This window comes from Pelagicoccus sp. SDUM812003, assembly GCF_031127815.1.
Lineage (GTDB): Bacteria > Verrucomicrobiota > Verrucomicrobiia > Opitutales > Opitutaceae > Pelagicoccus.
Genome location: NZ_JARXHY010000039.1, coordinates 1 through 4,284, shown reverse-complemented (window position 1 = coordinate 4,284; position 4,284 = coordinate 1). Strand labels below are relative to the sequence as shown.

The following is a 4,284-nucleotide window of genomic DNA, read 5'->3' as shown; positions in this document are numbered from 1 at the left end:
CCCTTCCCTATGAAGTTTTTGAAACCCTTGGAGGTTCTACTCCGGGGACTCTTCAAGTCCGGTTACTCGAACTTTGAAGAAGATCGGACCCTTTGAAGGGTCGAAATCGAAGGAGTAGGTGCCCATGCCTTGAGGCCTGTAGAGGTCCAGTTCGCTCCATGACAAATGTTTCAAGGCGTTTGGAAGGTCGTCTCTTTTGATTCTAGCGCCGTCTGAATTCATAATGATTAGTCTAGCGAAGGATGTTTCCTCGAACTGGAATTCGGTTACAGGACTCCAATTCTTGAGATCAGTCGAGGATACCAGCTCGTAGCCTGCATCGTACTGGTAGTCCCATATTTCGATTTCGGCATGGCCTTCGGCGTCGAATCTCGTCCGCGAGCGGAGCTCGTTGTAAAGGAAGGGATTCGACTTGAGGACGTATTCGTCCTCGAAGGTCAGACCGTCGTTGTCGAAGTCCAGGCTTCTTCCCTGATCCTCGTAGTCGAGCAGGGTCTCGATAGGATAGTGTTCGCTAGCCCATTCAAGGTAGGTTGTGGGCAGTCCGGGAACGTATCCGGGTATGAGTCCGGAGGCGACAAGCGTGAAGCGAAACCTTCTTCCAAAGAAGGATTGAATCGTATAGGTTGCGATTCGTTCCTCCGCTATGTCGAAGGGAAAGTAGTTGTAGCCTTTGCCGGAAGCTTGGGCCGTTGCTATTCCAGGATCGATTCTCATAGCGGCTCTGCTGACGCTGAAGGGGTAGTACTCGTCGGAGAAATCAACGACGTTTTCCCTTTTGAAGAAGAATGTCCATCGGCCTAGATCGTCCTGAATTGGTTTGTCGAAGAATTCCGGGTCGTACTTGGCGGCGATTTCGTCCCAATCAAGGACCTTCTGATTTATTTTGAAGAAGTCCTTCAGCTTCTGATTCCAGGGCCAGGTGTTGTCTCTTTCGAATCGTTTATGGGCTAGGGGGGGGGGGTATTTTCGAAACCGCCAAAGTAAGTTTCGAACTTCCGGTTTACGATGACAGGCCTTTCGTTCTCAGGATCGCCCACTTTAAGGGCCCAGTCGTGCTGGGCGGCTCTCAGATTGCGAGGATCCCGTCTTACCCATGGAGTGTTGTCGTAGGATTTTAGGGAGACCCTGACCCAGCGATCGCGGATCCCAAGTTCGGAAGGATCGATATCGAGGATGAGCCTGCGGCAGGTGGCGTATTCGCCGAAGCGGATCTCCCGCTCGAATTCCTCGATCTCGCCCTCGAATACCTGCCCGTCGATTTCGAACCAGTAGTCCACCGTTTCGGAATCGACCAGATCGGCCTGGATACGAGTCGTCTCGTCGTTGCCGATCCTGATGGATACGTTCGGGCTGGTGAGGTTCTCGAACGGGAATACCATGTTCAGGACGGACCTGAGCATGATGAGCTCGCGGCATGGATCTCCGTAGAAGGCGATCGGCTTGTTGTCCATCGCGGTAGCGATGTTGGGTTTCCAGGCCCTAGCGTCGAAAGGGTAGCCGCCGGCTCCTGCGTACATGCCTACAGGCCAGTATTCGTTGTAGGCTTCCTCGTCGAAGGTCCGGGAGAGTTCGTAGTTTTGGAACTTGTTTCGGAGTTCTTCGACAGCTGTGCCGGATACGTAGTCGATTTTCGAATAGGGATCCGCGGCTATGACTTCCGGATCTAGCTGAGGTCTTCCCGTATACTGCTCGAAGATATCGCTGTTCCATGCGCTTAGATGCTGATCCCATGGCAGGCTGCCGAATTTCTGTTCGAGATCGGGCTCGATCCAGTGCTTCCATGGAAGGTTGCTGCGGTCCTCGGCCAGATTGTTGTAGTGGATGTTTCTGATTGGCGGGCGTCCTGCCCCGTCTTGGTCGTTGATGTCCACGGTTGGTGCGGGAAGCTCGTAGAGGTCCCAGAAATACCAGTTTTCATTTGGCTCCCCGAATCCGTGTTTGAAGGCTGCGTAGTTTTCTTGAAGCGCGCCAAGGACGTGGCCGATTTCGTGGGCCACGGCGGCGACGTCGTCGTCCTCGTAGCCTTCCTTTTTAGCTTCGCCTATGGCGGCGACCGCGGCTACAGGCCCGGCTCCTCCGCTTCTGTCATAGCGCTGGTTCTTCCGGACCAGCAGGAAGTTCACGTCGTAGTTGCCGATCAGCGGTACGGGATTGTTGTAGGAGGCGGTGCCGTAGTAGTCGTTCGACGGGATGAGCCCGAAGTCGGTTCCGTAGTTGTTGTAGAGCTCGCCCAATTTGTCTCTGGGCACCGCTCCGTCGTGCAGCGAATTCGCGTGGAACGCGTAGATGTTGAAGCGGTTGCGGTAGCTCTTGAAAGGCTCCACGCGCCCGAATAGGCCGTCGAGGATCACTCTTTTGAACATCCGCAGGAACTCCTCCTCGGTGGTGTAGCCCTCCGAGACGAAGCACAGGTCGATGCGGTTGCTGCGAGGACCGTTGACCTCCTCGTAGACGATCGCCCCGTGGTCGAACTCGAAGTCCGGATCGGCGCGGGGGTCGCCCGGAGCCTTGAAGGTGCGGGTGTCGTACTCTGCGGGAAGCTTCACCGGGAGCTCCCTCTGGCCGGGAATTCCCAGTTCGGGAAGAGGATCGTAGGTGCCCAGCTCGGTGCTGGCCCTGAAGGCCGGATGAGGCTCGGGCTCGCCCAGGAGGGAGGCGCAGAGCGAAAGGGATGCGGCTAGAAGAAGGATGGGGGTTTTCATGACGGGATTGCTGTTCATGAAGAAGGGATGGCGGAGCCGGAAGGCCCTTCCGAAGGAACGGGCCGTATGGCCCGTTGTCTTCTGGTCTTTGAGATGGGGTCGCGGAGGCATGACGCTCGTTTTTAGCGAAATTACCTAGCTGCGTTTAGCAGGTAAAGCGCGGAGGCGTCAAAGGGAGGTAAAACGAAAAGCGGGAGAAGGCGACCTACTTGACCGCGTGTTCCTTGAGCAGCTGCTCGCGGCGCTTCTCGTAGCCGCTGTAGTACGTCTCGGGTCTGGGAGGGCAGCTGTAATGGCCTTCGGGAAGCTTCTCCCGGCCGTAGGTCTCCCAGAATTTCTTAAGAACGAGCTGGTATTCAGGATCGTCGGGGTAGGCAGGGTCCCAGATTTCGATGTCGGTGCCTTCGACGTAGCCGGCAGGCTCGTACTTGACGTGCGTGTGGCTGCCGTGGTTCAAGGTTAGAGGGCCTTGAAGATGAATGATGCCTGGCTCGGATGCGGCTTGCGAAGCGTTGTCTGAGGGAGTAGATTCGACGGCCGGCGTAGGCTCCTCGGCTTTGGAAGGGGCTTCGCCTGTGTCGATCACGTGATGGACGAAGGTGCCGCCGCCGATCAGTACAGCTAAAGCGAGGGCATTGCGAAGATGGGAGGTAAAGGGTTTGCGGTCTTTCATAGGGCGGAGGGGTTTCTATTCGAGAATAGGGGAAAGTGGAGACAGAAGGGCCTTCCGAAGGAACGGGCCTTCTGGCCCGTTGGATTCCTCTTCTATCGTTCGGTTTGAAGGTTCTGTTCTGTAGCTGAAGCGGAGGGATTTGCTATTTCAAAACAGCTCCAGAGTGTATGCCGGCTTAAGCCCTGTCGCGTTTTTCGGCATGATCTCTGGAGCGATGTGTTTGGCCCAGACGCGGTTGTCGATCCAGAAGGGGGCGTTTGCGTCCCAGATCAGGCTGCCCCTCCTGGCGACCCAGTGCCGGTAGCGGGCTGCTAGACGGGCCGGCTTGCCCGGCTCGGTCCAGGGTCCCAGCCACTGCACGATGGTGACAGCAGGGCCTTTCAGGTCGCAGCGGCCTTCGTGGACCCTGAAGTCGACGCGGTGTCGGCGAAGGGCGTCCTTCATCATCGGGACGTTGATCCAGCTACCCTTTTCAAGCAGCTGGCAGGCTTGCTCGACGGAGACGCTAAGCGCCGCGGCAAGGGCTCCGTGTCCGCAGGCGGCTCCGAGCCTTCGATGGGCTTCGACCATGTCTTCCGGCGAGAAGAACGAGTTCATCATTGGGTATGCTCAATTGCTTGCTCCGTGGGGAAGAAAAGGGGTCAATCCGCTACTATTGACATTTGGGGGGAAGAAAAGGGGTCAATCCGCTACTATTGACATTTGGGGCTACTTGTTTCGCAGGCGCACGGTGAGGATGGTGCCGGGGCCGTTCTTCTGTTTCTTGACTTCGAAGGTGTCGATGGCGGCGAAGAGGTCGCTGAGCTTGGAGAATCCGTAGTTGCGGGCGTCGAAGGAGCCTTGGTTCTGGATGTGCTGGCCGACGGGGCCGAGGCGAGCCCAACCGTCTTCGTCGGCGGTCGCTTT

At 56.8% G+C, this 4,284-nt stretch carries 5 protein-coding genes; all 5 read right to left on the bottom strand.

Going from position 1 to position 4,284, the window contains the following annotated elements:
• Positions 1 to 36 precede the first annotated feature (36 nt).
• On the bottom strand, positions 37 to 717 hold the full coding sequence (locus tag QEH54_RS22490; RefSeq protein WP_309020978.1) for a hypothetical protein: 681 nt from the start codon (positions 715 to 717) through the stop codon (positions 37 to 39).
• 233 nt (positions 718 to 950) lie between these two features.
• Positions 951 to 2,705 (bottom strand): M64 family metallopeptidase, encoded by a 1,755-nt coding sequence (locus tag QEH54_RS22485; RefSeq protein WP_309020977.1) that lies wholly within the window; start codon positions 2,703 to 2,705, stop codon positions 951 to 953.
• 205 nt (positions 2,706 to 2,910) lie between these two features.
• Entirely contained in the window at positions 2,911 to 3,378 is a 468-nt protein-coding gene (locus QEH54_RS22480; protein WP_309020976.1) for a hypothetical protein, read from the bottom strand.
• 147 nt (positions 3,379 to 3,525) lie between these two features.
• Entirely contained in the window at positions 3,526 to 3,978 is a 453-nt protein-coding gene (locus QEH54_RS22475; RefSeq protein WP_309020975.1) for a hypothetical protein, read from the bottom strand.
• A gap of 108 nt (positions 3,979 to 4,086) precedes the next feature.
• A partial coding sequence (locus QEH54_RS22470; RefSeq protein WP_309020974.1) for an OST-HTH/LOTUS domain-containing protein occupies positions 4,087 to 4,284 on the bottom strand: 198 nt, incomplete at its 5' end.